Source organism: Mycobacterium sp. TH-M82 (assembly GCF_057473605.1).
This window is the reverse complement of sequence record NZ_JBYCKY010000866.1, coordinates 1-2305: the sequence shown is the minus strand read 5'-3', so window position 1 is coordinate 2305 and position 2305 is coordinate 1. Positions and strand designations below refer to the sequence as shown.

Below are 2305 nucleotides of genomic sequence, written 5' to 3'. Positions count from 1 at the left end.
TCTACGGGGATGCCTCCCACTCCGGCATCTACGTCGGCGACGGCATGATGGTCCATTCGTCCACCTACGGTCAGCCGGTCCAGGTGGTGCCGATGACCGCGTCCGGCCCGATCCACAACGCCCGCCGTTATTGAACGCCGGGCCCCAGCCGGTCTGCTGGTGTTGCTGGTCGCCGAGCTGGCCGCCGCCGCGATTGTGCTAGCCCTGCCGGCACGCGACGCGCCGATGCGCCCCGGCCGGCAAGCCGTGGCGCCGCTGATCGTCGGCGATCACCGCAGTGTGGCGCTGATCAACCTCTCCGGCTCGCGCGCCGCCGTGTTACTCACCCGGGTCGCCGCGAACATCGGTGCCGCCGTTGACGCAGTGGAAGCATTCTGGGGAACCGACTGGACGCATCACATCCTGGTGGTGGCGACCGGCTCGCAGGCCCAGTTCGCCGCGCAGGCCGGCGCCAGCGTGGGCAACGAGGGCAGCAAGGGTCAGTGGTCTGACATAGCCGCGGTGGCGGTTGCCGACCGGGCCGACCCCGGGCGGAGGCTGGCGGCCGGGCAGCGGATCGTGTTCGCGCCGGGCGCGTCCGCGATGAGCGACGCGGCGCTGCGAATCGTGCTCTGCCACGAGCTGTTCCACTACGCCACCCGCGCCGACACCGCGCTGGACGCACCCCGCTGGCTGACCGAGGGAGTGGCCGACTTCGTCGCCCGGCCGGACTCAGCACCGGCCGGGCGGCCGGCACCGCCGGTGACGCTGCCGTCGGACGCCGACCTGGACACGGCCGGATCCCGGCGCGCACAGGCCTACGACCGGGCGTGGTGGTTCGCCCGCTTCGTCGCCGACAGCTACGGGGCCGCCAAGTTACGTGAGCTCTACGTGGTCGCCTGTGGTACCGGACATACCGGCGTGGGCGAAGCCGTTCGCCGGGTGCTCGGTGCCGGCCTGCCCGACGTGCTCACCGGCTGGCAGCGGTGGCTCGCCGGGTGAGCCGGGTCCTGCTGGTTACCAACGACTTTCCACCGCGCCCCGGCGGCATCCAGTCCTACCTGGAAGAACTTGTGCGCCGATTGGCCGGCGCCGGTGCGCACCGGGTGACGGTGTACGCGCCGCAATGGAAAGGTGCCGACGCTTTCGACGGCTCGGCCCGGGCCGCCGGCTATCAGGTGGTGCGTCACCCGGGAACGCTGATGCTGCCCGACCGGGCCGTCGATGCCCGGATGCGCCGGTTGATCGATGAACAGGGCATCGACACCGTCTGGTTCGGTGCGGCTGCTCCCCTGGCACTGCTGGCGCGGCGCGCCCGGGCTGCCGGTGCGACCCGGGTGCTGGCCAGCACGCACGGCCACGAGGTGGGCTGGTCAATGCTGCCGGTGGCCCGGTCGGTGCTGCGTCGGATCGGCGATGCCACCGATGTGGTGACCTTCGTCAGTCGCTACACCCGGGGCCGCTTCGGAGCGGCATTCGGTCCCGCCGCAGCGCTGGAACACCTGCCGCCCGGGGTGGACACCGGCCGATTCCGGCCCGACCCTGCCGGTCGTCACGAGCTGCGGACCCGCTACCGGCTGGGCCGGCGGCCCACGGTGGTGTGTGTGTCGCGGCTGGTTCCGCGCAAGGGCCAGGACATGCTGATCCGGGCACTGCCGTCGATCCGGCGGCGCGTCGACGGTGCCGCGCTGGTGATCGTCGGCGGCGGTCCGTATCTGGAGTCGCTGCGGCGACTGGCACACCGGTGCGGGGTGAGCAGCCACGTCACGTTCGCCGGTGGGGTGCCGCCCTGCGAACTGCCCGCCCACTACGCGCTGGCCGACGTCTTCGCGATGCCGTGCCGCACCCGCGGTGCCGGACTCGACGTGGAGGGGCTGGGCATCGTGTTCCTGGAGGCTTCGGCCGCCGGTGTGCCGGTGATCGCCGGCCGGTCGGGCGGGGCCCCGGAAACCGTGCTGGACAATCGGACCGGGCTGGTGGTCGACGGTCGCTCGGTGGACCGGATCGGTGACGCCGTCGGTGAGCTGCTGGCCGATCCGGACCGGGCTGCGGCGATGGGCGCCGTCGGGCGCGACTGGGTGATCCAGCACTGGCGCTGGGACGTGCTGGCCGACCGACTGGCCGGACTGCTGACGGCCTGAGTTTTAGTTCTTGGTGTAGCTCTTGGTGTAGCTCTTGGTGTAGATCGCCTCGATCTGGTCGGCGAACTTCTCGGCGACCACCTTGCGTTTGAGCTTCATCGTCGGTGTCAGCTCACCGGTGGCTTCGGTGAAGTCGACCGGCAGGATCGCGAACTTGCGGATCGACTCGGCATGCGAGACCGAAA

At 71.2% G+C, this 2305-nt stretch carries 3 protein-coding genes and 1 pseudogene; 3 read left to right on the top strand and 1 reads right to left on the bottom strand.

Annotated elements, in window-relative coordinates; translation table 11 throughout:
• The 3 genes and pseudogenes from AC2VON_RS25130 to pimB form a co-directional block, all read left to right on the top strand.
• A pseudogene (locus tag AC2VON_RS25130) lies at positions 1 to 134 on the top strand (peptidoglycan hydrolase RipC); the annotation flags it as partial.
• Positions 135 to 162: 28 nt separating this feature from the next.
• Positions 163 to 981 carry a hypothetical protein gene (locus AC2VON_RS25125; RefSeq protein WP_486955242.1) on the top strand — a complete coding sequence of 273 codons (819 nt, stop codon included), beginning with the start codon at positions 163 to 165 and terminating at the stop codon, positions 979 to 981.
• Entirely contained in the window at positions 978 to 2120 is a 1143-nt protein-coding gene (gene pimB / locus AC2VON_RS25120; RefSeq protein WP_486955241.1) for a GDP-mannose-dependent alpha-(1-6)-phosphatidylinositol monomannoside mannosyltransferase, read from the top strand. Before AC2VON_RS25125 ends, pimB begins: the two co-directional genes overlap by 4 nt.
• Before the next feature lie 3 nt (positions 2121 to 2123).
• Here pimB and AC2VON_RS25115 read toward each other — a convergent pair.
• A partial coding sequence (locus AC2VON_RS25115; protein WP_486955240.1) for a hypothetical protein occupies positions 2124 to 2305 on the bottom strand: 182 nt, incomplete at its 5' end.